General features: G+C 62.4%; 28 protein-coding genes. 9 read left to right on the top strand and 19 right to left on the bottom strand.

The genetic code is table 11. The features are described 5' to 3' along the window. Positions 1–53: 53 nt before the first annotated feature. From gcvT to JOE32_RS11730, 12 genes are all read right to left on the bottom strand, one after another. Positions 54–1,178: a glycine cleavage system aminomethyltransferase GcvT gene (gene gcvT / locus JOE32_RS11785; protein WP_209984227.1), complete on the bottom strand. Its 1,125-nt coding sequence runs from the start codon at positions 1,176–1,178 to the stop codon at positions 54–56. A 53-nt stretch (positions 1,179–1,231) separates the two neighbouring features. After that, positions 1,232–4,072: an aminomethyl-transferring glycine dehydrogenase gene (gcvP, locus tag JOE32_RS11780; protein ID WP_209984224.1), complete on the bottom strand. Its 2,841-nt coding sequence runs from the start codon at positions 4,070–4,072 to the stop codon at positions 1,232–1,234. A gap of 10 nt (positions 4,073–4,082) precedes the next feature. Further along, positions 4,083–4,466, bottom strand: coding sequence for a glycine cleavage system protein GcvH (gcvH, locus tag JOE32_RS11775; protein ID WP_209984221.1), 384 nt, complete (start codon positions 4,464–4,466; stop codon positions 4,083–4,085). Between the two features lie 307 nt (positions 4,467–4,773). Then, a complete protein-coding gene (locus JOE32_RS11770) occupies positions 4,774–6,282 on the bottom strand; it encodes a sigma-54-dependent transcriptional regulator (protein ID WP_209984218.1) in 1,509 nt (502 codons plus the stop codon). Positions 6,283–6,392: 110 nt separating this feature from the next. Further along, entirely contained in the window at positions 6,393–6,755 is a 363-nt protein-coding gene (locus JOE32_RS11765; RefSeq protein ID WP_209984215.1) for a DUF5064 family protein, read from the bottom strand. 385 nt (positions 6,756–7,140) lie between these two features. After that, positions 7,141–8,490 carry a CoA transferase gene (locus tag JOE32_RS11760; protein ID WP_209984212.1) on the bottom strand — a complete coding sequence of 450 codons (1,350 nt, stop codon included), beginning with the start codon at positions 8,488–8,490 and terminating at the stop codon, positions 7,141–7,143. Between the two features lie 40 nt (positions 8,491–8,530). Then, complete coding sequence (locus JOE32_RS11755) at positions 8,531–9,874, bottom strand: HAMP domain-containing sensor histidine kinase (RefSeq protein WP_209984209.1); 1,344 nt, start codon at positions 9,872–9,874, stop codon at positions 8,531–8,533. 68 nt (positions 9,875–9,942) lie between these two features. Continuing rightward, positions 9,943–10,419 (bottom strand): Spy/CpxP family protein refolding chaperone, encoded by a 477-nt coding sequence (locus JOE32_RS11750; protein WP_209984207.1) that lies wholly within the window; start codon positions 10,417–10,419, stop codon positions 9,943–9,945. 261 nt (positions 10,420–10,680) lie between these two features. Further along, on the bottom strand, positions 10,681–11,358 hold the full coding sequence (locus tag JOE32_RS11745; protein WP_209984204.1) for a response regulator transcription factor: 678 nt from the start codon (positions 11,356–11,358) through the stop codon (positions 10,681–10,683). Positions 11,359–11,365: 7 nt separating this feature from the next. After that, positions 11,366–11,773 (bottom strand): translation initiation factor 2, encoded by a 408-nt coding sequence (locus JOE32_RS11740; protein WP_209984201.1) that lies wholly within the window; start codon positions 11,771–11,773, stop codon positions 11,366–11,368. Between the two features lie 106 nt (positions 11,774–11,879). Next, positions 11,880–12,179 (bottom strand): YciI family protein, encoded by a 300-nt coding sequence (locus JOE32_RS11735; protein ID WP_209984198.1) that lies wholly within the window; start codon positions 12,177–12,179, stop codon positions 11,880–11,882. Position 12,180: 1 nt separating this feature from the next. Further along, positions 12,181–12,777 carry a septation protein A gene (locus JOE32_RS11730; protein WP_057007151.1) on the bottom strand — a complete coding sequence of 199 codons (597 nt, stop codon included), beginning with the start codon at positions 12,775–12,777 and terminating at the stop codon, positions 12,181–12,183. Positions 12,778–12,864: 87 nt separating this feature from the next. On the opposite strand from JOE32_RS11730, the gene JOE32_RS11725 reads away from it, so the two are divergent. The 6 genes from JOE32_RS11725 to rluB all read left to right on the top strand — a co-directional run bounded on the left by JOE32_RS11725 (position 12,865) and on the right by rluB (position 17,811). Further along, positions 12,865–13,728: a PHP domain-containing protein gene (locus JOE32_RS11725; protein WP_209984196.1), complete on the top strand. Its 864-nt coding sequence runs from the start codon at positions 12,865–12,867 to the stop codon at positions 13,726–13,728. A 13-nt stretch (positions 13,729–13,741) separates the two neighbouring features. Further along, positions 13,742–14,371, top strand: coding sequence for an L-threonylcarbamoyladenylate synthase (locus JOE32_RS11720; protein WP_003237737.1), 630 nt, complete (start codon positions 13,742–13,744; stop codon positions 14,369–14,371). 120 nt (positions 14,372–14,491) lie between these two features. Further along, positions 14,492–15,190 (top strand): ScpA family protein, encoded by a 699-nt coding sequence (locus JOE32_RS11715; RefSeq protein ID WP_209990487.1) that lies wholly within the window; start codon positions 14,492–14,494, stop codon positions 15,188–15,190. Between the two features lie 12 nt (positions 15,191–15,202). Then, positions 15,203–16,120 carry an SMC-Scp complex subunit ScpB gene (scpB, locus tag JOE32_RS11710; RefSeq protein WP_209984193.1) on the top strand — a complete coding sequence of 306 codons (918 nt, stop codon included), beginning with the start codon at positions 15,203–15,205 and terminating at the stop codon, positions 16,118–16,120. Between the two features lie 131 nt (positions 16,121–16,251). Further along, entirely contained in the window at positions 16,252–16,443 is a 192-nt protein-coding gene (locus JOE32_RS11705) for a DUF1289 domain-containing protein (RefSeq protein WP_005790815.1), read from the top strand. 144 nt (positions 16,444–16,587) lie between these two features. Beyond that, positions 16,588–17,811 (top strand): 23S rRNA pseudouridine(2605) synthase RluB, encoded by a 1,224-nt coding sequence (gene rluB / locus JOE32_RS11700; RefSeq protein ID WP_209984190.1) that lies wholly within the window; start codon positions 16,588–16,590, stop codon positions 17,809–17,811. Between the two features lie 72 nt (positions 17,812–17,883). Here rluB and JOE32_RS11695 read toward each other — a convergent pair whose 3' ends face one another. Continuing rightward, positions 17,884–18,843 (bottom strand): hypothetical protein, encoded by a 960-nt coding sequence (locus JOE32_RS11695; protein WP_057007144.1) that lies wholly within the window; start codon positions 18,841–18,843, stop codon positions 17,884–17,886. 73 nt (positions 18,844–18,916) lie between these two features. Next, positions 18,917–19,054: a hypothetical protein gene (locus JOE32_RS11690; RefSeq protein ID WP_003237751.1), complete on the bottom strand. Its 138-nt coding sequence runs from the start codon at positions 19,052–19,054 to the stop codon at positions 18,917–18,919. A gap of 646 nt (positions 19,055–19,700) precedes the next feature. Between JOE32_RS11690 and JOE32_RS11685 the strand changes: the two genes are divergently transcribed. Next, a complete protein-coding gene (locus JOE32_RS11685) occupies positions 19,701–21,107 on the top strand; it encodes an amino acid permease (RefSeq protein ID WP_209984185.1) in 1,407 nt (468 codons plus the stop codon). Positions 21,108–21,142: 35 nt separating this feature from the next. Further along, positions 21,143–21,556 (top strand): alternative ribosome rescue aminoacyl-tRNA hydrolase ArfB, encoded by a 414-nt coding sequence (gene arfB / locus JOE32_RS11680; RefSeq protein ID WP_209984180.1) that lies wholly within the window; start codon positions 21,143–21,145, stop codon positions 21,554–21,556. Here arfB and JOE32_RS11675 read toward each other — a convergent pair. The 4 genes from JOE32_RS11675 to JOE32_RS11665 form a co-directional block, all read right to left on the bottom strand. Further along, a complete protein-coding gene (locus JOE32_RS11675) occupies positions 21,553–22,749 on the bottom strand; it encodes an MFS transporter (RefSeq protein WP_209984177.1) in 1,197 nt (398 codons plus the stop codon). The two genes, arfB and JOE32_RS11675, sit on opposite strands and share 4 nt — an antisense overlap. A gap of 94 nt (positions 22,750–22,843) precedes the next feature. Then, positions 22,844–23,029, bottom strand: coding sequence for a hypothetical protein (locus tag JOE32_RS11670; protein WP_209984174.1), 186 nt, complete (start codon positions 23,027–23,029; stop codon positions 22,844–22,846). Positions 23,030–23,100: 71 nt separating this feature from the next. Beyond that, positions 23,101–23,229 carry a hypothetical protein gene (locus JOE32_RS25135; RefSeq protein WP_269457977.1) on the bottom strand — a complete coding sequence of 43 codons (129 nt, stop codon included), beginning with the start codon at positions 23,227–23,229 and terminating at the stop codon, positions 23,101–23,103. Between the two features lie 108 nt (positions 23,230–23,337). Next, positions 23,338–23,649, bottom strand: a complete 312-nt coding sequence (locus JOE32_RS11665) for a DUF962 domain-containing protein (RefSeq protein ID WP_209984171.1) — start codon at positions 23,647–23,649, stop codon at positions 23,338–23,340. Between the two features lie 160 nt (positions 23,650–23,809). Here JOE32_RS11665 and JOE32_RS11660 point away from each other — a divergent pair, with 160 nt between their 5' ends. Continuing rightward, positions 23,810–24,868 (top strand): AraC family transcriptional regulator, encoded by a 1,059-nt coding sequence (locus JOE32_RS11660; protein WP_209984169.1) that lies wholly within the window; start codon positions 23,810–23,812, stop codon positions 24,866–24,868. On the opposite strand, the gene JOE32_RS11655 is transcribed toward JOE32_RS11660, so the two are convergent. After that, positions 24,825–26,279 (bottom strand): TrkH family potassium uptake protein, encoded by a 1,455-nt coding sequence (locus JOE32_RS11655; RefSeq protein ID WP_209984165.1) that lies wholly within the window; start codon positions 26,277–26,279, stop codon positions 24,825–24,827. The genes JOE32_RS11660 and JOE32_RS11655 overlap by 44 nt on opposite strands. Positions 26,280–26,346 lie beyond the last annotated feature (67 nt).

Below are 26,346 nucleotides of genomic sequence, written 5' to 3'. Positions count from 1 at the left end.
CGTGACAGTTTAGTGCGCATTAACGCAACCGCGTTACTTATAGAAACGGTCAATCAGCCACGGTAGTAACGTTGCGGCACAAATGGCATTTTACTTACACGTAATGGCACCTTTTTCCCACGCACCAATGCTGACACCTCGGTATCCAGCGCAGTGAAGGCGCTGTCCAGATAGCCCATTGCCAACGGACCCCCCAGGCTCGGACCAAAACCGCCGCTGCAGACGCTGCCGATAACGGTGCCCTGTGCGTCGACGATCTCTGCGCCTTCGCGCACGGGTGTCCGTTCCTGGGGCAGCAGGCCTACGCGCTTGCGGTTTACGCCGGCCTGTTGCTGGCTGAAGATGTGTTCGGTGCCCGGGAAGCCGCCGGCGCGAGCGCCGTCGCTACGACGTGCCTTGGAGATCGCCCACAGCAGGCTCGCTTCAATCGGCGTGGTGTCGGTGTTCATGTCATGGCCGTACAGGCACAAGCCGGCTTCCAGGCGCAGGGAGTCGCGGGCGCCGAGGCCGATGGGCTGCACTTCGGTTTCGGCCAGCAGGCTGCGCGCGAGGCTTTCGGCATTGGCGGCGGGTACGGAGATTTCAAATCCATCTTCACCGGTGTAGCCCGAACGGCTCACGTAGCAATCAACCCCCAGCAGGCGAACGCTGGCGAACTGCATGAACGTCATGCGGGTGACTTCCGGCGCCAGGCGCGCCAGTACCTTTACCGCCTCCGGGCCCTGCAGGGCCAGCAGCGCGCGCGCTTCGAACAGCGGTTCGATGCTGCATTGATCACCGATGTGTTTGCGCAAGTGCGCCAGGTCCTGATCCTTGCAGGCGGCGTTGACCACCAGGAACAGTTCGTCGTTACCGAGGTTGGCCACCATGAGGTCGTCGAGAATGCCGCCCTGCTCGTTGGTGAACATCGCGTAGCGCTGCATGCCCACCGGCAGGTCGATAATGTCGACCGGCACCAGGGTTTCCAGGGCCTTGGCGGCATTTGCGCCGCTGAGGCGGATCTGGCCCATGTGGGACACGTCGAACAACCCGGCGTGCTCACGGGTGTGCAGGTGTTCCTTCATCACGCCCAGCGGGTATTGCACCGGCATGTCGTAGCCGGCGAAGGGCACCATGCGTGCGCCGAGTTCGAGGTGCAGGGCGTGCAAGGGCGTTTTCAATAAATTGTCGGTGGACATGTTCAGCTCCTGGAAAAGTGCGAAGTGTGAGAGGGAGCAAGCTCCCTCCCAGCTCAGGCGTAGCTTTCGATGGACGGGCAGGCGCACACGAGGTTGCGATCACCGAACACGTTGTCCACGCGCCCAACCGGCGGCCAGTACTTGCCGTCGATCAGCGACGCAACCGGGTATACCGCCTGTTCACGGCTGTACGGGTGGCTCCACTCGCCAACCAGCTCCGCCGCGGTGTGCGGGGCGTTTTTCAGGGGGTTGTCATCCTTGTCCAGCGTGCCGTTTTCCACTGCGCGGATCTCTTCACGGATGGCAATCATGGCCTCGCAAAAGCGGTCCAGTTCTTCCCGTGATTCGCTTTCGGTCGGCTCGATCATCAACGTGCCCGCTACCGGGAACGACATGGTCGGCGCATGGAAGCCGAAGTCGATCAGGCGCTTGGCGACGTCATCCACGCTGATGCCACTGCTGTCCTTGAGCGGACGCAGGTCGAGGATGCATTCGTGGGCCACCAGGCCGTTGCTGCCGGTATAGAGCACCGGGTAGTGCTCTTCGAGGCGACGGGAAATGTAGTTGGCATTCAGGATCGCCAACTGCGAAGCGCGCTTGAGGCCTGCGCCGCCCATCATGCTGATGTACATCCAGGTGATCGGCAAAATGCTTGCACTGCCGAACGGCGCCGCGCACACCGCGCCTTCCTTGCGTGCCATGGCCGCGTGGCCCGGCAGAAACGGCGCCAGGTGCGACTTGACGCCAATCGGGCCAACGCCCGGGCCGCCGCCGCCGTGGGGGATGCAGAAGGTCTTGTGCAGGTTCAGGTGGGACACGTCGCCGCCGAACTTGCCCGGTGCACACAGGCCGACCATCGCGTTCATGTTGGCGCCGTCGATGTACACCTGGCCGCCGTTGTCGTGAATGATCCCGCAGATTTCGCGGATACCTTCTTCGAACACGCCGTGGGTGGACGGGTAGGTGATCATCAGCGCGGCGAGGTGGTCGCGGTGCTCGATGGCCTTGGCGCGCAGGTCGTCGATATCGACGTTGCCGCGAGCGTCGCAGGCGGTAACCACCACGCGCATGCCGGCCATGTTGGCGGTAGCAGGGTTGGTGCCGTGGGCCGATGAGGGGATCAGGCAGATGTCGCGACGTTCATCGCCACGGCTCTGGTGATAGGCACGAATGGCCAGCAGGCCTGCGTATTCGCCCTGGGAACCGGCGTTCGGTTGCAGCGAAATCGCATCGTAGCCGGTGGCCGCGCAGAGCATGGCTTCCAGGTCGGTGGTCAGCTCCAGATAGCCGGCGCTTTGCTCGGCCGGGGCGAATGGGTGCAGGGCACCGAATTCGGCCCAGGTCACCGGGATCATTTCGCTGGCGGCGTTGAGCTTCATGGTGCACGAGCCCAGCGGGATCATGGTGCGGTCCAGCGCCAGGTCCTTGTCGGCCAGCTTGCGCAGGTAGCGCATCAGCTCGGTTTCGGAATGGTAACGGTTGAACACCGGGTGGCTGAGGATCGCTGAGGTGCGCAGCAGCGCGGCAGGCAGACGGCCTGTAATCTCGCTGTCGAAGGCCGGCACAGGTTTGCCATCGGCGAAGATCGACCACAGGGTTTCGATATCGGCCTGGGTGGTGGTTTCGTCGACCGACAGGCCCACGCGCTCGGCATCCACCACGCGCAGGTTGATGCGCTGGGCGCGCGCCTTGTCGTGCAGGGCGGTGGTGTTGGCGCCGGTGTGGAGGGTGAGGGTATCGAAGAAGTGTTGCTGCTCCACCTTCAGGCCCAGAGCAGTGAGGCCTTTGGCGAGGATCGCAGTGAGGTGATGAATGCGCTGGGCGATTTGGGTCAGGCCCTTGGGCCCGTGGTACACGGCGTACATGCTGGCGATGTTGGCCAGCAGCACCTGGGCAGTGCAGATGTTGCTGGTGGCTTTCTCGCGACGAATATGTTGCTCGCGGGTCTGCATGGCCAGGCGCAGGGCCGGCTTGCCGAAACGGTCGACGGAAACGCCGACCAGACGGCCCGGCATGTCGCGCTTGAACGCATCCTTGGTGGAGAAGTAAGCCGCGTGCGGGCCACCGAAGCCCAGCGGTACGCCAAAGCGTTGCGCGCTGCCGATGGCCACGTCGGCGCCGAACTCGCCCGGCGGGGTCAGCAGGGTCAGTGCCAGCAAATCGGCGGCTACGGCCACCAGCGCATTGGCGGCGTGGAAGCGTTCGGTCAGCTCACGGTAGTCGAACACATCGCCGTTGCTGGCCGGGTATTGCAGCAGCGCGCCGAAAAAGGCACTCACGTCGTTCAGCTCGCGCTCATCGCCCACCACCACGTCGATGCCCAGTGGCTCGGCACGGGTACGCAGTACGTCAAGGGTTTGCGGGTGGCTGTGGATCGACGCGAAGAAGGCATTGCTGCCCTTGTTCTTGCTCAGGCGTTTGCAGAACGTCATGGCCTCGGCGGCAGCGGTAGCTTCGTCGAGCAGGGAGGCGTTGGCGATCGGCAGGCCGGTGAGGTCGCTGATCAGGGTCTGGAAGTTCAGCAGCGCTTCCAGACGGCCCTGGGAAATTTCCGGCTGGTAAGGGGTGTAGGCGGTGTACCAGGCCGGGTTTTCCAGCAGGTTGCGCAGGATCGGCGACGGCGTATGGCAGTTGTAGTAGCCCTGGCCGATGTAGGTCTTGAACAGTTGGTTCTTGCCGGCGATGGCCTTGATCCTGGCCAGGGCCTCGGCTTCGCTCAGGCCGTCTTCCAGGCCGAGCACGCTGGTGCCCTTGATGCTTTCCGGGATCACGCTGGCGCTGAGGGCTTCGAGGGAGTCAAAACCCAGGCTGGCGAGCATGTGCTGCTCGTCCTGCGGGCGCGGGCCGATATGGCGGGCGATGAATTCGTTGGCAGTGCCGAGAGTGATGGTCATGGTGGGCTCCTCAAGCTTCAGCGTTGGCTTTGATCAGGCGATCGTATGCGTCCTGATCGAGCAATTTGGCGACCGCTTCGGTATCGGCCGGTTTGAAGCGGAAGAACCAACCTTCGCCCATCGGGTCTTCGTTGACCAGCTCCGGGCTGCCATCGAGCTTGTCGTTCACTTCCAGCACTTCGCCGTCCAGCGGCATGTACACGCCGCTGGCGGCTTTCACCGACTCTACGGTGGAGGCTTCAGCGCCTTTGGTGTAGGCCTGCAACTCCGGCAGTTGCACGAAAACCACATCACCCAGCGCGTTCTGCGCGAAAGCGGTGATACCCACGGTGACGCTGCCGTCGGCTTCGGCGCGCAGCCATTCGTGATCTTCAGTAAAACGCAACTCGCTCATGGAAACTCCTGGGGCCAGAATCGGAATGATGGGAGTTGGTTAGCAATATTGCGGCCAATATGAATAATTCCATATAAATCAATGAGTTGATAAATATGAATATAACGTTAGAGGCGTTGTGTGTAGCGATATCGTTACGGGTGGGGCTGTGAAAAAAAGCCTATGTGGATCAAAGCCTTGCAGGGCGCGTCAAAACAGCGGGTGTATCGATATCGTTCCGCTGTAGCGCTTTCAGTACACTGGATGTCGTTCCTGGACCAAAACTCAAGGCCGAAGTGCACTCCCACATTTTGATCGGTGCACAGCTTCAGGGTTTGTTGGGAATGCCGTACTTGCGCAGGCGATGGGCGATAGCCGTGTGGGAGGTCTGCAACCGGCTCGCCAGTTGGCGGGTCGAGGGGTAGCGGCTGTAAAGCTTGTCCAGCAGGTCGCGCTCGAAGTCTTCCACTGCCTGTTCCAGGCTCTCGACCTCGCCGTCGCTCTGGCGCGCCACGGACGTGCCGGCGATATCCAGGTCGCCAATGTCCACCAGGCTGCTTTCGCAAATGGCCGCGGCGCGGAAGATCACGTTCTGCAACTGGCGCACATTACCCGGCCAGCGGTTGTCCAGCAGGGCCGGGTAGGTGCCGGGTGCCAGGCGGCATACCGGGCGCTGGATCTGCGCGCAGGCCTGCTGCATGAAATAGCGCGCCAGCAGCAGAATGTCCTGGCCGCGCTCACGCAGCGGCGGCACTTCGACATTGAGCACATTGAGGCGGTAGAACAGGTCTTCGCGAAAGGTGCCCTCGCTGACCATTTTTTCCAGATCGCGGTGGGTGGCGCTGAGGATGCGCACATTGACCTTCACCTCGCGATCTCCGCCCACTCGACGAAAGCTGCCGTCGTTGAGAAAGCGCAGCAACTTTGCCTGCAGGTACGGCGACATTTCGCCGATCTCATCGAGAAACACCGTGCCCTGGTTCGCCAGCTCCATAAGCCCCGGCTTGCCACCGCGCTGGGCGCCGGTAAAAGCACCGGGGGCGTAGCCGAACAGCTCGCTTTCGGCGAGGTTCTCCGGCAGCGCCGCGCAGTTGAGCGCCAGGAACGGCGCACTGTGCCGCGCGCTGATCGCATGGCAGGCACGGGCCACCAGCTCCTTGCCGGTGCCGGTTTCACCCTGGATCAGCAGCGGTGCATCCAGCGCCGCCACCCGCTGCGCACGCGCTTTCAAGGTGCGGATCACCGCGGATTCCCCCAGCAGCGCATCAAACCCTTCGGCATGGTCATGGTGCAGCGCCGACAATTGCTCGCCGATGCGGTTGGGCTGGTAAAGGGTCAGCAGTGCGCCGGCATCGGTAATCGGCGTGGCGTCCAGCAACAGGGTCTGGCCGTTGACGCTGATCTCGCGCAAGGGCAGGCGAAAGCCGTGTTCGAGCAAGGCGTCGAGCAGCGCCGGGTCACTGAACAGCTCACTGATGCTTTCGCCGGCAGGTTCGCGTCCGTACAGCGCGATCAACGCCGGGTTGGCCAGCAGGATCTTGCCCGCGCTGTCCAGGGCCAGCACCGGGTCGGTCATGGCGGCCAGCAGCGCATCGAGTTGCAGGTGCCGGCGCTGGCCGGGGAGGATGTCGACCACCGTCACCGACTGCACGCCCTGCACGCTGAACAGCGCGTCGCGCAGCTCTTCCAGCACCGCAGCGCTGAGGGTCGGTGCGTCGATATACACGTTGGGCGGCACCATCTCCACCGCATCCAGGTTGAGATTGCGCCCACCGAGCAGGGCCAGGACTTCCTGGGTGATGCCGACGCGGTCGATAAAGCTGACGTGGATACGCATGGGGCGCTAGTCATTCTGGGGAGCGGGAGGCGGCAAGTATGCCTTGCAGATGACGGGGATCAAAATGTGGGAGCGGGCAAGCCCGCTCCCACAGGGGAGTGGCGGTGTTCCTACTCCAGGTGCTCGGGTTTGACCGGGTCACCGGACTTCACGTCCAGTTGATGGCGCACATCCTCGAACATCTGGTCGTATTGCTTGTGCATCGTGCCATTCAAGACCGCGGTTTTCGGCATACCGTACCTGTAGGCGATGTGCATGGCGTGCCGGGCAAAATCGAAGGCCTGGTCCTTGGGCAGGAAGAACGCCTCGTTGAGGTCCTTGCCCTGTACCGAGCCGTGCAGCTTGAACAGCATGCCCGCGCCTTCCTTGGGGTCCTGGCTGACTTCGTAATCGATGTGCAGGTTATAGCTGTAGTCGTCCTGGTTGAGCGCATGGCGCTCGACATGCAGGTGTCCAGGTTCAAAGGTGGCCATCGGCATCTCTCCTCTATGTCACAGATAGGTGAACCGCTCCCACAGCTCTGACCGCGTACAGCCGTTGAAATGCGATTCGACGGTGGGAGTCTCCGCTAAATTTGGACTCAACGCTGTCGCGCGGCAAACGGGAGACTCTGTGGCGAGCGGGCAAGCCCTAATGCCAGTCAGTTAAGCGCAGATTCCCTGTGGCGAGCAGGCTTGTCCTGCGTTGGGCTGCGCAGCGGCCCCAAAACCAGACGCTGAGCCGTATCAGGTACACCGCGTTTTGCTTGATTGGGGGCTGCTGCGCAGCCCAACGCGGGGCAAGCCCGCTCGCCACAAAGAGGGGTGTTGCCTGAAATAACGCATGCGCAATCGGTATTTGATAGGCGCAGATACAGGTTTACCACTGCGCCCGGTGCGAGCCCAATGCCTGCGCCGGCAAATCCCATTGCAACGGCGTGCCGCTGATGTTGAGCGGTGCCAGCAGCCGATGCGCCGGGCCCCAGGCGGTCTGCTCCACCACCAGGCCTTGATCGCCGGGCTCTTCGGCGCGCAATGCCGGTTGCTCCGGTACGTGTCCCGCCTCCAGCAAACACTTCGCCGTTCGCGCCAGGGACACGCGCGCCGAACCGCCACGCCCTGATCGCAGGCGCTCGCTCAAGGCCTGAAGGGCGCTGGCCGCCATCAGATAACCGGTCGCGTGATCCAATGCCTGCACCGGCAGCGGCACCGGTGTGTCGGCCTGTTTCCAGGCCATGCCCGCCTGGGCAATTCCGCAGCTCATCTGCACCAGGCTGTCGAACCCGCGACGATTGCGCCACGGGCCGCTCCAGCCGTAGGCATTGAGGCCGACGTCGATCAGTCCGGGGGCCAGCGCCTGCCACTCAGCCGCCGTGTAGCCCAGGTGTTCCAGGGCATCGGCGCGGTAGCCGTGGATCAGCATGTCGGCGTCCTTGAGCAAGCCCTCGAACACCTGGCGATCGTCGCTGCGCTTGAGGTCCAGACGCGCGCAGCGTTTGCCCAGGGTCATGTCCGGCACCACTCCGGGCTCGTTCCACGTCGGTGAGTCGATGCGCAACACGTCCGCGCCCAATCCTGCGAGAAAGCGGCTGGCCACGGGACCGGCCAATACGCGGGTCAGGTCCAGCACCTTGACACCGGCCAGCGGCCGCGCAATGGATCCGAGCCAGGGCGTTTCGCGGGCAGCGGCAAAGGTCTCGCGCTGCACCAGTGATTCGCTGTTCACCGCCAGCCCCTGGGGGTGACGTTGCCAGTCCTGCGCGGAACGCATCTGCGCGGCGCAACCGTTGGCCTGCACAATCGCCTCTTCCAGTTCGGCGGCATTCCAGCGGGCGACTTTCCCGGCCATGTCGGCACGGTCGGCCACCTTGCCGAGTACCCGTTCGGCCGCGGCGCGATGATGGGGCGCATTGGTGTGCAGGCGAATCCAGCCATCGGCGCTGGCGTAGTCGCCTGCGACGGCGTCCCACAGCGGTGGCACCTGCCAGCCCTGCGGGCGGATCGAGGAGGCGAACCAGAAAGACGCCAGACGTCGATCGACACTCACTTCGGGCAGGCGCCCGGTCTGTTGTTCGATCAACCGGGCCACGGCCTGGCCGGCGGCGGCGATGCTGGCGCTGGCCAGGTCAGTGACGGCGAAGGCCGAGGGCAGGGCGCCGGCCCCGTTGAAGGTCGGCGCGGTGGCGGGCAGTGCGAGTGCGGCTTGGATGGTGTTGAGCAGGTCAGTCATCTAGGGCCCTCCGTAAGAGAAGGGCCACTATAGAAGATCATCACACCGCTGTGACAACCCCGGGCACCAACGGCAGGTCGATGCTCGCTATAAACCCGCCGTCGGTATGGTTGGCCAGGATCAGGCTGCCGCCATGGCGCTCGGCGGCACGGCGCGCAATCGCCAGGCCCAGGCCGTGGCCCTGGGCGGTCTGGCCGGGCGCGCGATAGAACGGCTCGCCGAGCTGGCTCAGGTGCGCGGCCTCGACGCCCTGGCCGTGGTCGCGCACGCTGATCAGGATGCGCTCGCCCTGAAGCTGCGCCTGCAACTCGATGGGTTGCCCGGGCGGGTTGAAGCGCTGGGCGTTGCGCAGCAGGTTATCCACCGCGCGCTCGATCATGGTCGGCCAGCCCTTGAGGTGCAGGTCGGCGGCGGCGGTGAGCTGCACCGTCTGTTCCGGCGCGCTGAGCTGGGCGTCTTTTTGCAGGGTCTTGAGCAGCAGGTTGAGGTCGATGTCCTCGACGCTGGCGTTGTCGGCATCCACCCGCGCCAGCACCAGGATCTCGCTGATCAGTGCTTCCAGGCGGTCGCATTCGCGGGTCAGGCGCGGCCAGAGTTTTTCCCGTTCTTCGCTGCCGGCGCGTTCGGCCAGGGCCAGGGCGATACGCAGGCGCGCCAGCGGCGAGCGCAGTTCATGGGACACATCGCGCAGCAGTTGGCGCTGACTGCCGATCAGGCTTTGCAGGCGGGCGCCCATGCGGTTGAAGTCGGTGGCGAGTACGCCGAACTCATCGCGCCGGTTGGCCAGGCGCGCCAGGCTGTTTTGCTGATAGGTGGCCTGGCCCAGGTCATGCACCGCGCCGCGCAGGCGGCTTAGTGGGCGCGTGATGGACAGCGTCACGAACAGGCTGAACAGGGTCAGCACCACCAGGGCAATCGCCAGGGCGCTCAATGGCCACGCCAGGCTGCTGCGGTGCCATTGGTCGAGTTCCGGGTGCGGAATACGGTAGATGAACAGGTAGGTGTCGCCGGTTTTTTCGCTGGTGTACTCGGCAGTCAGGCGCCGCCAGGGCAGAGGACCGTCCTGCCCGTCGGTCTGGCGTGCTTCAAACGCAGCGGCCCGTTTTGGGAAGGTGCCACGCACTACCGCTTCGCCGCTTTCGTTGAGCACCTGCACGTCGATGTGGTATTGGCGCTTGCGCTGTTGCAGCAGTTCCTGCGCCGCATCCTCGCCCTGGGCCTCGTACAGCTGGGTCCACTCTTCGGCCAGGTTGCTGACGCCGGGATGACGGCTGAGAATCCAGGCGTCCTGATTGAGCATATGCCCAAGCAGTAGCGACAACCCGGCAACCAACGCGATGGCCAGCCAGAAACTGGCCAGGATGCGCCAGAACAATGAACGCACAGGAAACCCTCAAACAGGAAAAGCCCAGCGACTCAGGGCCGCTGGGCTGGGGGAGTAACACTAGGGCATTATTGCGCTTTTTGCGGCTGTTGCGCTTTCCAGGCTTTGAATTCTCGCCATTCGGCACGACGCTGGTCCTGCTTCTTGACGATCTCGTCGAACTGCTTCTGCTGCTCGGGCGTCAGCACAGCGCGAATGCTGCTTTGGGTTTTCTTGCGGCTGGCGTCCTTCTCATCCTGCATGGCTTTCTGGTCGGCAGCCGGCATTTTGTCGAGGTACTTTTTGACCAGCTCGCGACGGCCTTCCATCTGTTCGCGCATCAGGCGGCCGATTTGTTGATGCTGTTCAGGGGTCAGGTCCAGCTCGCGCAAAGGACCACCCCGGCCACGTGGGCCATGATCAGCGCCAGGGCCTGGGCCACCCATCATGTGACCTTCAGGGCCGCCCATCGGGCCAGCGCCTGGGCCTGGACCTTCCGGCATGGCGGCCATGGCAACAGCGGGCAGGGCAGTGGCGAACATCAAAGCGATAAGGGTCTTGCGCATGGTGATTCTCCTGTCTCTATTCCGGTGAGTCCGGATGTGAGTAGAGTACGGCGATCAAGGTCAACCGCTGTCAGCACAGGGTAAAGCTTCGGTAAAGACGATTTGGCGTGCGCCTGACAAAGTTGCCACGGCGAATGGCGCTACAGATAGTTCTGTGGCGAGCAGGCTTGTCCTGCGTCGGGCTGCGCAGCAGCCCCAAAACGCGAGGCAAACTCGCTCGCCACAGAGGTATTCGCTGACTCACAGAGACCGGCGCGGCATTTAGAGGCTGTAGTAGTAGCCACGGCTGCGCAGCGCCACGATCCGTGGCCGACCATCCGGGTGCGGGCCGATTTTTTTGCGCAGGTTGCTGACGTGCATGTCCAGGCTGCGATCGTACAGCGTCAGCTTGCGGCCCAGGGCGATCTGCGCCAGTTCCTGTTTGTCCAGCGGCTCGCCTGGCTGGCGCAGCAAGGCTTCGAGCAAGCGGCTTTCGGAGACGGTGAGGGCAAATTCCTGCTCGTCGATGCTGACCACGCCACGCACCGGGCTGAAGCACAGGTCGCCGAGTTCGAGTTGGGTGGACACGGCGGCCGGGTGACTGCGGCGCAGCACCGCGCGCAGGCGGGCGGTAAGTTCGCGGGGGTCGCAGGGCTTGGCCAGGTAATCGTCGGCGCCCAGTTCCAGGCCGAGGATGCGGTCCAGCGGTTCGCCGCGGGCCGAGAGCATCAGCACCGGCAGATCCGGGTGGTCGTTACGCAGTTGCTTGAGCAGTTCCAGGCCACTGCCGTCGGGCAGCATCACGTCAAGCACCACGGCGGCGGGCGCGCTGTCGGCCAGGGCTTTACGGGCGCTCAAGCCATCGTGGCAGGCGCGCACCTGGAAACCTTCCTGGCCCAACCAACTGGTCAGCAGCTCGCAGAGCTCCTGGTCATCGTCTATCAGTAACAGCTCGCTCATGACTCACTCAATTTAGCCATTGTCGACGGCGACGGTGCCCACCGCTGGCGAAGATCCCGCACAGCAGGGCGATCAGGGCGACGGCGGCGCCAGTGACAAACCACTGCTGCTGCTCGGTCAGCCAGCGGCTCAAGGCCCTGCCCTGGGTTTCTTTAAGCTGCTGGGCCAGGCGTTGGTTCTCCTGGCGCAAACGGCTCAGTTGAGCGCTTTCACGGCTGGTGTCCGCGGTTTGCAGTTGCCTGCTCAGTTCTTCACGCAGCCGTTCACTTTCTTTCAAGCGTTGCTGCAACTCGTTCATCTGGCTGCCCGCACTCAGGGACAACGATGTGGAGCTGCCGTTGTTCGAGGTTTCTTCAGCGTGGGCCGTGGCCCCGGCCATGATGACTGCCAACAGACACAACTGAGGTAAGCGCATCGGAACTCCTGATTCCACACGAATATTCAGAATGTTGTCGGCAGGTTACCGGGAATAATGAACAATTAGGAGCGCGCCGAACCGATAAGGTTCGGCGCCGCCTGAATCAAGGCAGGACTTGCTTGAACGGTTTGACGGTGACGTTCGCATACACGCCCGCCGTGACATACGGATCGGCGTCGGCCCAGGCCCTGGCATCGGCCAGGGACGCGAATTCGGCGACGATCAGGCTGCCGGTGAAACCGGCGTCGCCCGGGTCATTGCTGTCCACCGCCGGGTGTGGGCCGGCCAGTACGATCCGGCCTTCGGCTTGCAGCACTTTCAGCCGCTCGACATGGGCCGGGCGCACGGACAGGCGTTTTTCCAGCGAGTGGGCAACGTCGGTGGCAATGATGGCGTAGAGCATGTCAGTCCTCGGTTTTCGGCGTGGTGGGGTCGGTGTCATGCAGGTGGCGCGACAGGTAGATACCCTGGGCGACCAGGAATAGCACGGTCATGCCCAGGCTGCCGAAGACTTTGAAGTCGACCCAGTAGTCCTGGAACGTGAAGGCGACGAACAGGTTGGCGGCGCCGCAGAACAGGAAAAACACGATCCAGGCTATGTTCAAGCGGGTCCACACGGGCTCCGGCAGCGTCAGTGCGTGACCCATGATCCGCTTGATCAGCAGGCGGTCACCGATGAAGTGGCTGCCGATAAACGCCAGCGCGAACAGCCAGTTCACCACCGGGGCTTTCCATTTAAGGAAGGTTTCGCTGTGAAAGGCCAGGGTCAGGCTGCCGAAGACGAGGCAGGCGATCAGGGTCAGCCATTGGCTTTTTTCGAGTTTGCGCTGGGAGATAAAGATGGCGCCGTAGACCACGACAGAGCTGATGATCAGCACGGCGGTGGCGCTGTAGATGCCGCCGAAGGTGAGTTCGTGGCCGGCCAGATCGATGACCCGAGGGTCGAGTTTGTAAACGATGAAAAACAGCAACAGCGGGATGAAGTCGATGAATTGTTTCACAGTAAGAGCCAGAAGCTGGATGTGGCGGCATAATAACAAACATCCTTGGTTGCGATAGCGCCAGCTGACTTGAGGTTACAGACCCCCGTGAATGTTGATTTGCACTGCCACAGCACGGCCTCCGACGGCGCCCTGGCGCCTGCGGTACTGGTTGCGCGTGCGTTTGAAAAAGGCGTGCGAGTCCTGGCGTTGACCGACCACGATACCGTCGAAGGCCTCGACGAGGCCCGCGCGACAGCCCAGAGCCTGGGCATGCAACTGGTCAATGGCGTGGAGTTGTCGTGTACCTGGGGCGGCGCCACCATTCATGTGCTGGGCTATGGTTTTGACCAGAACGCGCCGGCGTTGGTCGCCGCCATCGCCCAGTTGCACGATGGTCGCTGGCTGCGGTCCGAAGAAATAAGCCGCAAGTTAAGCCTCAAAGGCATGCCCGGTGCGCTCGATGGCGCGCGCGCCATCCAGCAGGAGCTGGGCGACAGCGGCAATGCGCCGGCCCGGCCGCACTTCGCCGACTGGATGGTGCGCGAGGGTTTCGTGAAGGACCGCGCCGAAGCGTTCCGCAAATGGCTGGGCGCCGGCAAACTGGGCGATGTGAAGCAACATTGGCCGACCCTGGAAGACACCGTGCAGACCCTGCGTGCCGCCGGGGCCTGGGTCAGCCTGGCGCATCCCTGGCATTACGATTTCACCCGCAGCAAGCGTCGCAAGCTGATTGGCGACTATATGGGAGCCGGCGGCCACGCGATTGAAGTGGTCAACGGTCATCAACCCGCCGATCAGGTGGGCAGCCTGGCGATCCTTGCCCGCGAATTTGGTCTGCTGGTCAGTGCCGGCAGTGATTTCCATGGCCCAGGCGGCTGGTCCGAGATCGGCGAGTACCGCGCCATCCCGGAAGATTTGCCGCTGTTGTGGGGGCGATTCAAGCATGACCCCATTATTGCCACCGTCTGAACAGGTAGAGCACGTGAGTCAATTCTTCCAGATTCATCCGGAAAACCCCCAGGCGCGCCTGATCAAACAGGCGGTCGAGATCATCCGCGCCGGCGGTGTGGTGATCTACCCCACGGATTCGTCCTACGCTATCGGTTGTCAGATCGGCGACAAGAGTGCGGTCGAGCGTGTAAGACGCCTGCGTGACCTGGACAAGAACCACAACTTTGCGCTGATCTGCAGCGACCTGTCCCAACTGGGCCTGTTCGCCAAGGTCGACACCGGCACCTTCCGCCTGCTCAAGGCCCATCTACCCGGGCCCTACACCTTTATTCTCAACGCCACCCGCGAAGTACCGCGCCTGTTGCTGCACCCGAAGAAACGCACCATCGGCCTGCGCGTGCCCGAGCACCCGATTGCCCTGGCGCTGCTGGCCGAGTTGGGCGAGCCGCTGATGAGCGTGTCGTTGATCATGCCCGGCGACACCGAACCGCTGGAAGACCCCTACGAAATGCGTCAGCTCCTGGAAAAACAGGTGGACCTGATCATCGACGGCGGTTTCGGCGGCGGCAAGGCGTCCACCGTGATCAACCTGGCTGACGGCGAGCCGCAAGTGGTGCGGGTCGGTTGCGGCGACCCGACGCCCTTCATGGTCGAGGCCTGAATGTCGGCCGTGGAAACCGCCGATCCCCAGGCGGGCGCCCAGCAGGAACTGCCATTTGCCATGGTCTACGGCCAGGCCGTGATGGAAATGCCGCTGGACCTGTACATCCCGCCGGACGCCCTGGAAGTGTTCCTTGACGCTTTCGAAGGCCCGCTGGACTTGCTGCTGTACCTGATCCGCAAGCAGAACATCAACATCCTCGACATCCCGGTGGCGGAAATTACTCGCCAGTACATGGGCTATGTCGAGTTGATGCAGTCGGTTCGCCTGGAGCTGGCCGCCGAGTACCTGGTGATGGCCGCCATGCTTGCCGAGATCAAGTCGCGCATGCTGCTGCCACGTTCCGAAACCGTCGAGGCCGAGGAAGACGATCCGCGCGCCGAGCTGATCCGCCGCCTGCAGGAATACGAACGCTTCAAGGCCGCCGCCGAAGGCATCGATGGCCTCAGCCGCGTGGGCCGTGACGTGGTGGTACCCAGGCTGGACGCGCCCGAGGCCCGCGCGCGCAAGCTGCTGCCGGACGTGAGCCTGGAGGAATTGCTGATGTCCATGGCCGAAGTGCTGCGCCGTGGCGACATGTTTGAAAGCCACCAGGTCAGCCGCGAGGCACTGTCGACCCGCGAGCGCATGAGCGACGTGCTCGAGCGCCTCAAGGGCGGCGGGTTTGTGCCGTTTGTCGAGCTGTTCACCGCCGAGGAGGGGCGCTTGGGTGTAGTGGTTACGTTCATGGCGATCCTCGAGCTGGTCAAGGAATCCCTGGTCGAGCTGGTGCAGAATGAGCCTTTTGCGGCTATCCACGTGCGGGCGCGAGCCGAATAAAGAGCTGAATCGATGAATCTGACTGAACCCCGTGAACTGGCGCCGCTGCTGGAAGCCTTCCTCCTGGCCTCGGGCAAGCCGCAATCTCTAGAGCGCCTGTTCGAACTCTTTGAAGAGGCCGAACGTCCCGAGCCGCCAGTGTTCAAGAAGGCGTTGGAAATCCTGCGCAAGTCCTGCGAAGGCCGCGCCTTTGAACTGCGCGAAGTGGCGTCGGGTTATCGACTGCAGATCCGTGAGAAATTTTCCCCGTGGGTCGGCCGCCTGTGGGAAGAGCGCCCGCAACGCTACTCACGGGCGATGCTGGAAACCATGGCGCTGATCGCCTATCGCCAGCCGATCACCCGAGGCGAGATTGAGGATGTGCGTGGCGTGGCGGTGAACAGCCATATCGTCAAGACATTGCTGGAGCGCGAATGGATCCGCATCGTCGGCTACCGCGACGTGCCCGGCAAACCGGCGATGTTCGCCACCACCAAGGTGTTCCTCGACCATTTCAACCTGAAGAACCTCGACGACTTGCCGCCCCTCGCCGAGTTGCGCGAAATGGAAGCCGAGTCGGTGCTCGATTTCGACGACGCGCCGGTCCCGGCGAGCCTGCAGGAACTGGCCGATGCTACGGCGGAGCCCGAAGAGCCCAAAGACGAAACCAGTTTCCATACCTTGCTGCTGGAGTTGGATGATATGGAGCAGGGCATCAAGACCGACTTCGATGACTTGTTGCGTGAAGCTGCTCCTGAGCCGGACACTCAACTGAACGTTGAAGCCGAGGCTGAAGTCGTAGAAGAGGACATCCTGGGTATTGCCCAGGCGCGTGAAAAACTGTTGGCCGCCGTAGCTGCCCTCGAACAGCCCCCGCTGAGCGACGAAGAAGACGAAGCGCGCGCCCTGGCCGAAGCTATCGAAAACGAACGCCGCCAACTCGAAGACTGACGCAATCAAATGTGGGAGGGGGCTTGCTCCCGATTGCAGTGGGTCAGGCAAATCATCTGTAGCTGATCTACCGCTATCGGGAGCAAGCCCCCTCCCACATTTTGAGCCTTATTATTGTCAGGGAAAAATGCATGAGTTCCACCAAAGACCCCTGCATCAGCATCTGCAAATTCAGCGACGACATCTGCGTCGGCTGTGGTCGCAGCAAGCGCGAAATCCGTGCCTGGAAGAAACTCGACAAGGTCGACAAGCGCACCGTGCTGGCCGAAGCCGAGCTGCGTCTGCTTGCGCTGGGCGCCACCGGTCGGCGGAAAAGCAAATGACCGTGCTCTTATCGACTACTCTGTGATGCGCAACGCGCGCCATACGCGTATGATTCGCGACCCTTTGCCGACGCAGTCGCGCAAAGCCCCGCTTTCAACACTCTTCAGGCCAGGCCTGAATCGACCCACCGGGAGGTGCTTAAGATGAACGACAAAGACCAGAACGACAGCCAGGAAATCGGCCCAGCAGGCGAAAAACTGCAAAAGGTGCTGGCGCGTATCGGCGTGGGCTCGCGCCGCGACGTCGAAGCCTGGATCACCCAGAAGCGCATCAAGGTCAACGGCGTCGAGGCCACCCTCGGCCAGCGCGTCGACTTGCACGATGCAATCACCATTGATGGCAAGGTCATCAAGCGTGAAGAGGCCGCCGAATCGGTGCGCCGTGTGATCATGTACAACAAGCCCGACGGCGAGATCTGCACCCGTGACGATCCGGAAGGCCGTCCGACCGTGTTCGACAAGATGCCCAAGCCCAAGGAAGGCCGCTGGATCAACATCGGCCGCCTGGACATCAACACCACCGGCTTGCTGATGTTCACCACCGACGGCGAACTGGCCAACCGCCTGATGCACCCGTCCTACGAGATGGACCGCGAATACGCGGTGCGTGTACGCGGCGAAGTCGACGACGAGATGATCGAACGCCTCAAGGCGGGCGTGGTGCTCGAAGACGGCCCGGCCAAATTCACCGACATCAAGCAGGCCCCCGGTGGTGAAGGTTTCAACCACTGGTACCACTGCGTGGTGATGGAAGGCCGCAACCGTGAAGTGCGTCGCCTGTGGGAATCCCAGGGCCTGGTGGTCAGCCGCCTGAAGCGTGTGCGTTTTGGCCCGGTGTTTCTCAACTCCGACCTGCCGATGGGCCGCTGGCGCGAAATGAGCCAGTACGAGGTCGACATTCTCAGCGCCGAAGTCGGCCTGACACCGGTCGCCATGCCGCAGATGAACGCCAAGAGCAAAGACAAGCTTGAGCGTATGCAGCGCAAATCGTCGCGCCCAGTGCCCCGCACCGAGCGTGTGGCCCGCACCCTGCGCCCGGCGCTGGATGCACCGGCCGCCGGCGGGCGTATCTCCCGTCAGCCGCACATCGAAGGTGAGCGTCGTCCTGTCGCGCCGTCGCGCCAGGAAGGCGAGCGTGCACCGCGCGCCCCGCGTCCTGCGCGTGGCGAAGCGCCGAGTGGCGGTCGCAGCAACCGTGGTGAAGCGGACCGTCCGGCCGACAACGCCAGCACCAAGCGCCCGGCCAAGCCGGCGGCGAACAAGCGGCCCGGCCCGAAACTGGTCGCCGACGAGCCATCGGGCAAGCGCCGTGGCGCCCCTGCCGGTTCGGGACAGCGTCCCGGGTTCGGTCGCAAGAAGCCGCAGTGATGTAAGTGCTGCATAAAAAAACGCCAACCTTCGGGTTGGCGTTTTTTTTCGATCTGAATTTGCGATGTTCTGCTAAAACGCAAACGTGCCATCAAACACCGGCTTGTCATCCAGCGCCAACACGCCGCTGGCAAAGATCAGGTCCAGGTGGTGGCTGCCTTTCTGTCCGCCGCCCAATCCCAGGTGCAACCCGCAGTGGCGCTCCTCGAAGCCTGCATTGCGTGCATACAAATCCTTGACCCCTTCGTTGGTGCCGATCCCCAGTTCCTCGACGCGACGATTGGACGGGTTGGCATTCAGGTATTTGTTGAAGTCATCGGCCAGCCCCGGCACCTCGCTGGCCACGCTGCAGATGGTCGAGTTCTCGATCCACAGCTCCAACGGAGACTCCAGCACGCCGTACTTGCGCGCAAACGGGATGGTGCTCAGAAAGGTGCCGACAAAGCGCACCTGGCCATTGATGGCTTCGCTGTGGGTGGCGATCTCGCCGGGGGCGAGGTCGTGGTTGCCGACCCCGTTGATATTGGTCCACTTCTTGATGCTGCTCATCGGCGCCTCAATGCGTGAACCGTGCTTGTCGGTGAAGCTCAGCACGTTGGCCTGGCTCATCCGCCGGATCAGCGTGGCGTTGAGGTCGGCAATGCGCTGTGGCGCGACGCTGAAGGTGTCGTAGAAGTAGTCGCCATAGTCCTTGAACAGCAGGGATTTCTTCCAGTGTTCCGCCATCACGCCCTGCAAGGCGCGGATGAAATCCGGGCCTTCGGCACGTGGGTTGGGCAGGGTCGAGGAATCATATAGAAACAGGTACAGGTCGCAGGCTTCGATGGACTGGGCCAGGGCGTCGCTGGCGGCCAGGTCCAGGCGCTGCACCTGGAAGTTGAAACGAGCGTTGCTGCCGTGGGTGATGGCCTGGGCGATGGCGTCATAGCGCTCGGTATGGCCCAGCAGCACGGTAGGGCGGCTCAGGCCTTCAAGGGCCGGGTGATGAGCGAGGTAGTAGAGAAAGTGTTCGACGGCGCGGGCCTTGTCCATGACGTGTGTCCTTCTGTGCCTTGGGTAAGGGGGCAGGTGCCGTGCACAGCACCTGCCGATTGCCTGCCGGGTGTTAGAACGGCCACATCGCGGTGCCGAACGGCACAACGGCGTCGGCTTGCATCATTTCCACGGCGGCCTCATGGGTCGGCGCTTCAAACCAATCGTCAAGTTGCAGTTCGGTTTCCAGGTCTTTTTCCAGTGCTTGCATGGTGTATCTCCTAGAGGACGTTGTTTGAGAACGCTTGCCAACGGGCTTCGCTGGCAAGTGGGATGAACCTAGGAGAGAGTGTTTCAAAATGCAAAATATTTATTGACACGGTTTCATTTGGATTTTTTCTTCGGTTTTTTTCGGAAAAAAGTTTATGCAGAAAAAACAGCTAATTGGCTGAACTGATTCTTCAGGAATTTCCAACCGACAATTTTTCGTAATCCGCCAAAAAACCTCGCTGTAACGCAGGCTTTCCGGGTTGTAACGATAGATTTACGGTTATGGCCCGTCGTGCAGCCGTGTGCCTGGGCTGTAAGGATTGGCTGACAGAGTGTCGCGCGCACCGTCCTGGGGCGTGCCGAAGCGGGCGAGCGGTGTACAATGCCCCGCGTTTTACTGTGACCGCCTCGCGTATACCACGCACAAGGCCAAGAACCGGGGTTTACCCACCCCGATCACTCCGTCCGGCCACGAGCCTGGCGGGTTCGATTTCGTCACAGATAAAAACAAACAGGTGACGCATGACCGTTAGAACGACGCTGTACTCCTGGTGCCTGCGCTGGGGTTTGAGCGGCGCTGCTTGAGTCGGTAATTCAAGGCAGCAACCTGCATTCAACATCATCAAACCTTGCGTGAGAGCCTATTCATGAGTGAACCCCATTCCCCGTCAGGCGAGCTGAAACGCGGCCTGAAAAATCGCCACATCCAGTTGATCGCCCTCGGTGGCGCCATCGGCACCGGGCTGTTCCTGGGCTCGGCCGGCGTGCTCAAGTCCGCCGGCCCGTCGATGATCCTGGGCTATGCCATCTGCGGCTTCATCGCCTTCATGATCATGCGCCAGCTCGGCGAGATGATCGTCGAAGAGCCGGTCGCCGGCTCCTTCAGCCACTTTGCCCACACCTATTGGGGCGGTTTCGCCGGGTTCCTGTCGGGCTGGAACTGCTGGATCCTCTACATTCTGGTGGGCATGTCGGAACTGACGGCCGTTGGCAAATACGTGCACTACTGGTGGCCAGAGATTCCGACCTGGGTCTCGGCGGCGGCGTTCTTCGTGCTGATCAACCTGATCAACCTGGCCAACGTCAAAGTCTTCGGAGAGGCCGAGTTCTGGTTCGCGATCATCAAGGTGGTGGCGATTGTCGGCATGATCGCCCTGGGCAGCTACCTGCTGGTCAGCGGCAGCGGCGGCCCGCAAGCCTCGGTGAGCAACCTGTGGGAGCACGGCGGTTTCTTCCCCCATGGGGTGGGCGGGTTGGTAATGGCCATGGCGATCATCATGTTCTCCTTCGGTGGCCTGGAAATGCTCGGCTTTACCGCCGCCGAAGCCGACCAGCCTCGCACCGTGATTCCCAAGGCGATCAATCAGGTGATTTACCGCATTCTGATTTTCTACATCGGTGCGCTGGTGGTGCTGTTGTCGCTGACACCCTGGGACAGCCTGCTGGCAACCCTCAACGCGTCCGGCGATCCCTACAGCGGCAGCCCGTTCGTGCAGGTGTTCTCGATGCTCGGCAGCAACACGGCGGCGCATATCCTCAACTTCGTGGTGCTGACCGCCGCATTGTCGGTGTACAACAGCGGCACTTACTGCAACAGCCGCATGCTGCTGGGCATGGCCGAACAGGGCGACGCCCCCGAAGCCCTGGCGAAGATCGACACGCGCGGCGTGCCGGTGCGCGCGATTCTCGCCTCGGCGGCGGTTACCCTGGTGGCGGTGCTGATGAATTACTTCATCCCGCAACACGCCCTGGAGTTGCTGATGTCGCTGGTGGTGGCCACGCTGGTGATCAACTGGGCGATGATCAGCTTCTCCCATTTCAAGTTCCGCCAACACATGAACCGCACCGGCCAGGTGCCGCTGTTCAAGGCGCTGTGGTATCCGTATGGCAATTACATCTGCCTGGCGTTTGTGGTGTTTATCCTGGTGATCATGCTGATGATTCCAGGGATTCAGGTGTCGGTGTATGCGATTCCGGTGTGGGTGGCCTTCATGGGCCTGTGCTATGGCATCAAGAACAAGCGGGCGGCGGCGACCGCAGCGCTGAAGTCGTGATCGTATAAACCCTTGAATCTGGAGTCGGGCTTGTCATGCTGGTGATTTCCAACACCGTCCACCTCGCCGACGCCGAGATCGAGCTGACTGCCATTCGCGCCCAGGGCGCGGGTGGGCAGAACGTCAACAAGGTGTCGAGTGCGGTGCACCTGCGCTTTGATATTCCAGGGTCGTCGTTGCCGGAGTTCTACAAGGAGCGCCTGCTGGCGCTGCGCGACAGTCGGATTACCAGTGACGGCGTGCTGGTGCTCAAGGCCCAGCAATACCGGACCCAGGAACAGAACCGTGCCGATGCGCTGGAGCGTCTCGTGGAGTTGATCCAGAGCGCCACCAAGGTCGAGAAGAAGCGCCGGCCCACCAAGCCCACGCTGGGTTCGAAAAAGCGTCGGCTGGAGTCCAAGACCAAGCGTGGCAGCATCAAGGCAGGGCGCGGCAAGGTCGATTTCTAGGCGTTGCGCGCTTCGCGGGCCTTGGGTGCCTGGCGGTAAAGGTACAGGCACAGCAGCATGCCACCCAGGGCGGCTAGCGCGGCGAACAGGAAGATCGAGGCAAAACCGAAGCCTGCCGCCACGGCTCCTGCCAGCGGGCCGGTAATGCCCAGCGACAAGTCGATAAACAGCGAGTAGGCCCCCACCGCAGCGCCACGGCTGGAGGCTGGCACCAGGTTCACCGCTTCCACGCCCAGCGCCGGAAACACCAGGGAAAACCCGAAGCCGCTCAACGCCGCGCCGGCCAGTGCCAGGTGTGCGTCCGGCGCCAGCCATAACAGCAGCAGGCCGAGAATTTCCACCGACAGGCACGCAATCGCCACGCGAAAACCGCCGATGCGGTTGATCAGGTTGCCGAACAACAGCCGCGCGCCGATAAAGCTGGCACCGAACAGGCTCAGGGCCCACACCGCGTTATCCCAATGCTGGGTGGTGTAGTACAAGGTGATAAAGGTGGCGATGGTGCCAAAGCCGATCGAGCCCAGCGCCAGTGCGCAGCCGTGGGGAAACACCCGGCCCAGTACATTCATGAACGGCAGGCGCACACCGGCCACAATCGGCACCGCTTCCTTGCGCCAGCCCAGCGCCACGCCCATCACCCCCAGCAAAATGATGCTGACGCCCATGCTCCACAGCCCGAGCTGGCTGACCAGCACTACACCCAACGGCGCGCCGATGGCCAATGCGCCATAGCTGGCGATGCCGTTCCACGAGATGACTTTGGCGGTGTTGGCAGCACCCACGCGGCCGATGCCCCAGCCGATGGCGCCCGAGCCGACCAGGCTCTCGGCGCTGCCCAGCACCAGCCGGCCGATGAACAGGCTGGCCAGGCTGAGCGCCGGAAAGCTCGCAAGCCATGCCGCAAGCAGCATGAACACACCGCTCAGGCCACAACCGGTCATGCCGATCAGCACCGCGCGCTTGCAGCCCAGGGTGTCGATCATGCGCCCGGCATAAGGGCGGCTTAGCAGGGTGGCCAGGTATTGCACGCTGATCACCAGCCCGGCGATGACCGCGCCATAGCCCAGCTCGCTGTGGACATAGCCCGGCAGTACGGCCAGGGGGATGCCGATGTTCAGGTAGCCGATAAAGGTGAACAGCACGATGGAAACAACTTGCAGCGTGACCGCCATGGGGCGCTGGGTATCTGGCATGGGAGAGAGTCCACTGTCGCAGCAGGTAAAGATAGGCTGCTAATGATACCGATGCTTCAGCCTGCGCAGGGCGGCGAAAGGAAAAAATCCGCAATCAGGGCTGGGCAGGGGCGAGCAGTTGCGTGGTGACCAGGGCGGCGAGGGCGTTTTCCTGGGTGCCGAAACGCTTGAGCAATAGCGCTTGCTTGTCTTCGCTGAGGCGGTTCCACACTTCGACCATCTGCAAGGCAGTGTCGAGTACGGCGGCGTCGGGGGGAGTAGTGGGGGATTGATCGGTCATGGCGGGTATCTCATGGTTCAGGCAGTGTGGAAAGCGCTCACATTGCGCTTTCCACACGGTCTGGTACGGCGTCAGTCCTGGCTTTCGCTGGCCACTGGTTGTGCTTGTTTGGCTTCAGGCTGCTTCTCGCTGGCCTGTTGCGGGGTTGGCTGCTCAGTTTCGTGCAGGCTTGGGAAGGGGAGATTAGGTATCTCGTGCATCGTCGTCGCTCCTTGCAAAGTCTGTTTGTTCAATCGCAGGTGATTGCGCGCGCTCAAAAAGCCTTGGCAGGATACAGCACTGTAAATGACAAACAGACTATTAAATCGCTAGAAGGGCACCTTGCCCAGAATCATGTCGCGGTACATCACAAAGTCACCCAGCAAGCTGTAGAACGGATGCTGGAAGGTTGCCGGACGGTTCTTTTCAAAGAAAAAGTGGCCAATCCAGGCAAAGCTGTAGCCGGCAATCGGCAAGGCGATCAACAGCGCCAATGAGCCTCTGCCGATGGCATACGCCAGAATCCCGATCACCAGCGTGGTGCCGATAAAGTGCAGGCGGCGGCAGGTGCTATTGCCATGTTCACTCAGGTAATACGGGTAAAACTCAGCAAAGCTGTTGAATTTCCTGACGTTTTCCAAGATTGGCGGCCCTTTGATTGTTGTGCCGCCGAACAGATGTTCGGCGGGGAGCTTAATTGAGTCTAGAGTGATCAGTGGCAACAGCCAGTGACAATAGATGCCACTTTAGTATCCTTGGCTTCCTGGCTGCCGTTCAAGCCAGCCTAATTAAGAAGACGCCATGAGCGAACGAACAACTTCTGCAAGCTGGGCGATGGGGATAGTCAAGGCACTGGAAATGGACGGCCTGGACTGCCGTAGCCTGTTCAGGCAACTGGGTCTGGACTATGCCGCGCTGAGCGACCCCGACGCGCGTTTCCCGCAGGATTCGATGACGCGACTGTGGCAGCGTGCGGTGGAGCTGTCGGGCAATCCGGCGATTGGCCTGAACATGGGCAAGGTGGTGCGCCCGGCGTCGTTTCATGTGGTCGGGTATGCGCTGATGTCCAGCAACACCCTGGCCGAAGGCTTCATGCGCCTGGTGCGTTACCAGCGCATCATTGCCGAAAGCGCCGACTTGAGTTTCAGACTCTTGCCCGAAGGCTATGCGCTGATTCTGACCGTGCATGGCGACCACCTCCCTCCCACCCGGCAAAGCGCCGAAGCGTCACTGGCCAGTGCGTTGGCGCTGTGCGGCTGGTTGACCGGGCGCACCCTGCAACCGCGCAAGGTGCTGCTGCAGGGCGCTCAGCCGGCGGATCTTGCGCCCTACAGGCAAGCGTTCCACGCCCCGCTGGAATTCGATGCGGCCTATGACGCGCTGATCTTTGAGCGCGCCGACATGGACGCGCCGCTGCCCACGGCCAACGAAGCCATGGCGCTGCTGCACGACCGCTTTGCCGGTGAGTACCTGGCGCGGTTCTCCGAAAGCCGCGTGACCCACAAGGCGCGTCAGGTGCTGTGTCGCCTGCTGCCCCAGGGCGAACCCAAGCGTGAAGTGGTGGCCCAGACCCTGCACCTGTCACAGCGCACCTTGCAGCGGCGTCTGCAGGAGGAGGGCACCAGTTTCCAGGCGCTGCTCGACGACACTCGCCGCGAACTGGCCGAGCAGTACCTGGCGCAGCCGAGCATGACCCTGCTGGAGATCGCCTACCTGCTGGGCTTTGCCGACCCGAGCAACTTCTTCCGCGCGTTTCGCCGCTGGTTCGATGCCACCCCCGGCGAGTACCGGGCGCGGCTGCTGCAGGCGTCGACGGTCAGTGACGCCAGAACGCCGGAATGCATAGAACAAAGACCGTAATGATTTCCAGCCGGCCCAGCAGCATCCCCAGCGACAGGATCCACTTGGCCGCATCCGGCAGGCTGGAAAAGTTGCCGGCCGGCCCGATGGTTTCGCCAAGGCCCGGGCCTACACCGGACACGGTACTGGCGGCGCCGGTCAGCGCGGTCATCCAGTCCAGGCCCAGCAACGACAAGGCCAGGGCGATGGCGCAGATGGTGATGGCGAAGAAAAACGAGAAGGTCAGGATCGACCGCACGATCTCTTCGTCGAGGCGGTGGCCGTTGTACTTTTGTTTAATCACCGCGCGCGGGTGAATCAACTGGTTCAAGTTGGCCTTGAGCAGGATATAGGCGACCTGGAAGCGGAAAATCTTGATCCCGCCGGCGGTCGAGCCCGAGCAGCCACCGATAAAGCCCAGGTAGAAAAAAAGCATCAGTGAGAAGTTGCCCCACAGGCTGTAGTCGCCCAGGGCAAAGCCCGTGGTGGTCACCACTGAGGTGACGTTCAACGCCACATGGCGCAGCGCCTCCAGCCAATGCAGGTTGGTGGTCCACCAGTACCAGGTGCCGAGCACCAGCCAGGTCACCACCAGCAAACCGAGCAGGCCCTGTACCTGCTGATCCTTGATCAGTGCCCGGCGGTTACCGCGCAAAGTGGCCACATACAGGGTGAACGGCAAGCTGCCGAGGATCATCACTACCACCGCCACCCAGTGCACGGCCGGTTGTTTCCAGTGCGCAAGGGACTCGTCGGAGGTGGAAAAGCCGCCGGTGGAAATCGCCGACATCGCGTGGTTGATCGCATCGAACAAACCCATCCCTGCCCACCAGAACGCCAGGCTGCCGAGGATGGTAATGCCCACATACGCCGCCACGATCAGACGCGCCACCATGTGCGAGCGCGGCATGACCTTTTCCGAGCGGTCCGAGGACTCGGTCTGGAACAGGCGCATGCCACCAATGCGCAACAGCGGCAGAATCGCCACCGCCATGCCGATAAAGCCGATCCCGCCGAGCCAGTGCAGCAGCGAGCGCCACATCAGGATGCCCGGCGACATGCTGTCCAGCCCGCTCAATACCGTGGAGCCAGTGGCGGTGATGCCGGACATGCTTTCGAAAAACGAGTCGGTGTAGCTGATGTGCTGGGTCAGCAGAAACGGCAGCGCAGCGAATATGCACACCACCACCCAGCTTGTCACCGTAAGAAGGTACATGTCCCGGGGGCGCAGGTGCACATGCTCGGGGCGGCCCGGAATCACCAGGGCCAGGCCGGCGATAAAGGTGATCAGGCTGGCCCACAGGAACGAGGGCAGGTCGCCGGTGCGGTCGAAGATCACCAGGGTGGCCATGGGCACGACCATGGCGATCGCGAGGGTGATCAGGAAGATGCCGATGATGAAACCGATGATGCGTAGTGTCGGCAACGCCATGAAGTCTGCTCGGATGGTCGCGGGAGGCGCCATTCTACCTGGGGTGCAGGGCATGTAAACCGACACA

It is taken from the genome of Pseudomonas sp. PvP025 (genome assembly GCF_017832155.1).
Classification (GTDB): Bacteria; Pseudomonadota; Gammaproteobacteria; order Pseudomonadales; family Pseudomonadaceae; genus Aquipseudomonas.
This window is presented reverse-complemented; position numbering and strand designations above follow the sequence as displayed.

Bases quoted from the DNA above. Each gene is read 5' to 3' on its own strand.
- gcvT (WP_209984227.1), bottom strand. From the start codon at position 1,178: ATGTCCACCGACAATTTATTGAAAACGCCCTTGCACGCCCTGCACCTC.
- gcvP (WP_209984224.1), bottom strand. From the start codon at position 4,072: ATGACCATCACTCTCGGCACTGCCAACGAATTCATCGCCCGCCATATC.
- gcvH (WP_209984221.1), bottom strand. From the start codon at position 4,466: ATGAGCGAGTTGCGTTTTACTGAAGATCACGAATGGCTGCGCGCCGAA.
- JOE32_RS11770 (WP_209984218.1), bottom strand. From the start codon at position 6,282: ATGCGTATCCACGTCAGCTTTATCGACCGCGTCGGCATCACCCAGGAA.
- JOE32_RS11765 (WP_209984215.1), bottom strand. From the start codon at position 6,755: ATGGCCACCTTTGAACCTGGACACCTGCATGTCGAGCGCCATGCGCTC.
- JOE32_RS11760 (WP_209984212.1), bottom strand. From the start codon at position 8,490: ATGACTGACCTGCTCAACACCATCCAAGCCGCACTCGCACTGCCCGCC.
- JOE32_RS11750 (WP_209984207.1), bottom strand. From the start codon at position 10,419: ATGCGCAAGACCCTTATCGCTTTGATGTTCGCCACTGCCCTGCCCGCT.
- JOE32_RS11745 (WP_209984204.1), bottom strand. From the start codon at position 11,358: ATGAGCGAGCTGTTACTGATAGACGATGACCAGGAGCTCTGCGAGCTG.
- JOE32_RS11740 (WP_209984201.1), bottom strand. From the start codon at position 11,773: ATGCGCTTACCTCAGTTGTGTCTGTTGGCAGTCATCATGGCCGGGGCC.
- JOE32_RS11735 (WP_209984198.1), bottom strand. From the start codon at position 12,179: ATGCTCTACGCCATCATTGCCACCGACGTTGCCCACTCGCTGGAAAAA.
- scpB (WP_209984193.1), top strand. From the start codon at position 15,203: ATGAATCTGACTGAACCCCGTGAACTGGCGCCGCTGCTGGAAGCCTTC.
- JOE32_RS11705 (WP_005790815.1), top strand. From the start codon at position 16,252: ATGAGTTCCACCAAAGACCCCTGCATCAGCATCTGCAAATTCAGCGAC.
- rluB (WP_209984190.1), top strand. From the start codon at position 16,588: ATGAACGACAAAGACCAGAACGACAGCCAGGAAATCGGCCCAGCAGGC.
- JOE32_RS11695 (WP_057007144.1), bottom strand. From the start codon at position 18,843: ATGGACAAGGCCCGCGCCGTCGAACACTTTCTCTACTACCTCGCTCAT.
- JOE32_RS11690 (WP_003237751.1), bottom strand. From the start codon at position 19,054: ATGCAAGCACTGGAAAAAGACCTGGAAACCGAACTGCAACTTGACGAT.
- JOE32_RS11685 (WP_209984185.1), top strand. From the start codon at position 19,701: ATGAGTGAACCCCATTCCCCGTCAGGCGAGCTGAAACGCGGCCTGAAA.
- arfB (WP_209984180.1), top strand. From the start codon at position 21,143: ATGCTGGTGATTTCCAACACCGTCCACCTCGCCGACGCCGAGATCGAG.
- JOE32_RS11675 (WP_209984177.1), bottom strand. From the start codon at position 22,749: ATGCCAGATACCCAGCGCCCCATGGCGGTCACGCTGCAAGTTGTTTCC.
- JOE32_RS11670 (WP_209984174.1), bottom strand. From the start codon at position 23,029: ATGACCGATCAATCCCCCACTACTCCCCCCGACGCCGCCGTACTCGAC.
- JOE32_RS25135 (WP_269457977.1), bottom strand. From the start codon at position 23,229: ATGCACGAGATACCTAATCTCCCCTTCCCAAGCCTGCACGAAACTGAG.
- JOE32_RS11660 (WP_209984169.1), top strand. From the start codon at position 23,810: ATGAGCGAACGAACAACTTCTGCAAGCTGGGCGATGGGGATAGTCAAG.
- JOE32_RS11655 (WP_209984165.1), bottom strand. From the start codon at position 26,279: ATGGCGTTGCCGACACTACGCATCATCGGTTTCATCATCGGCATCTTC.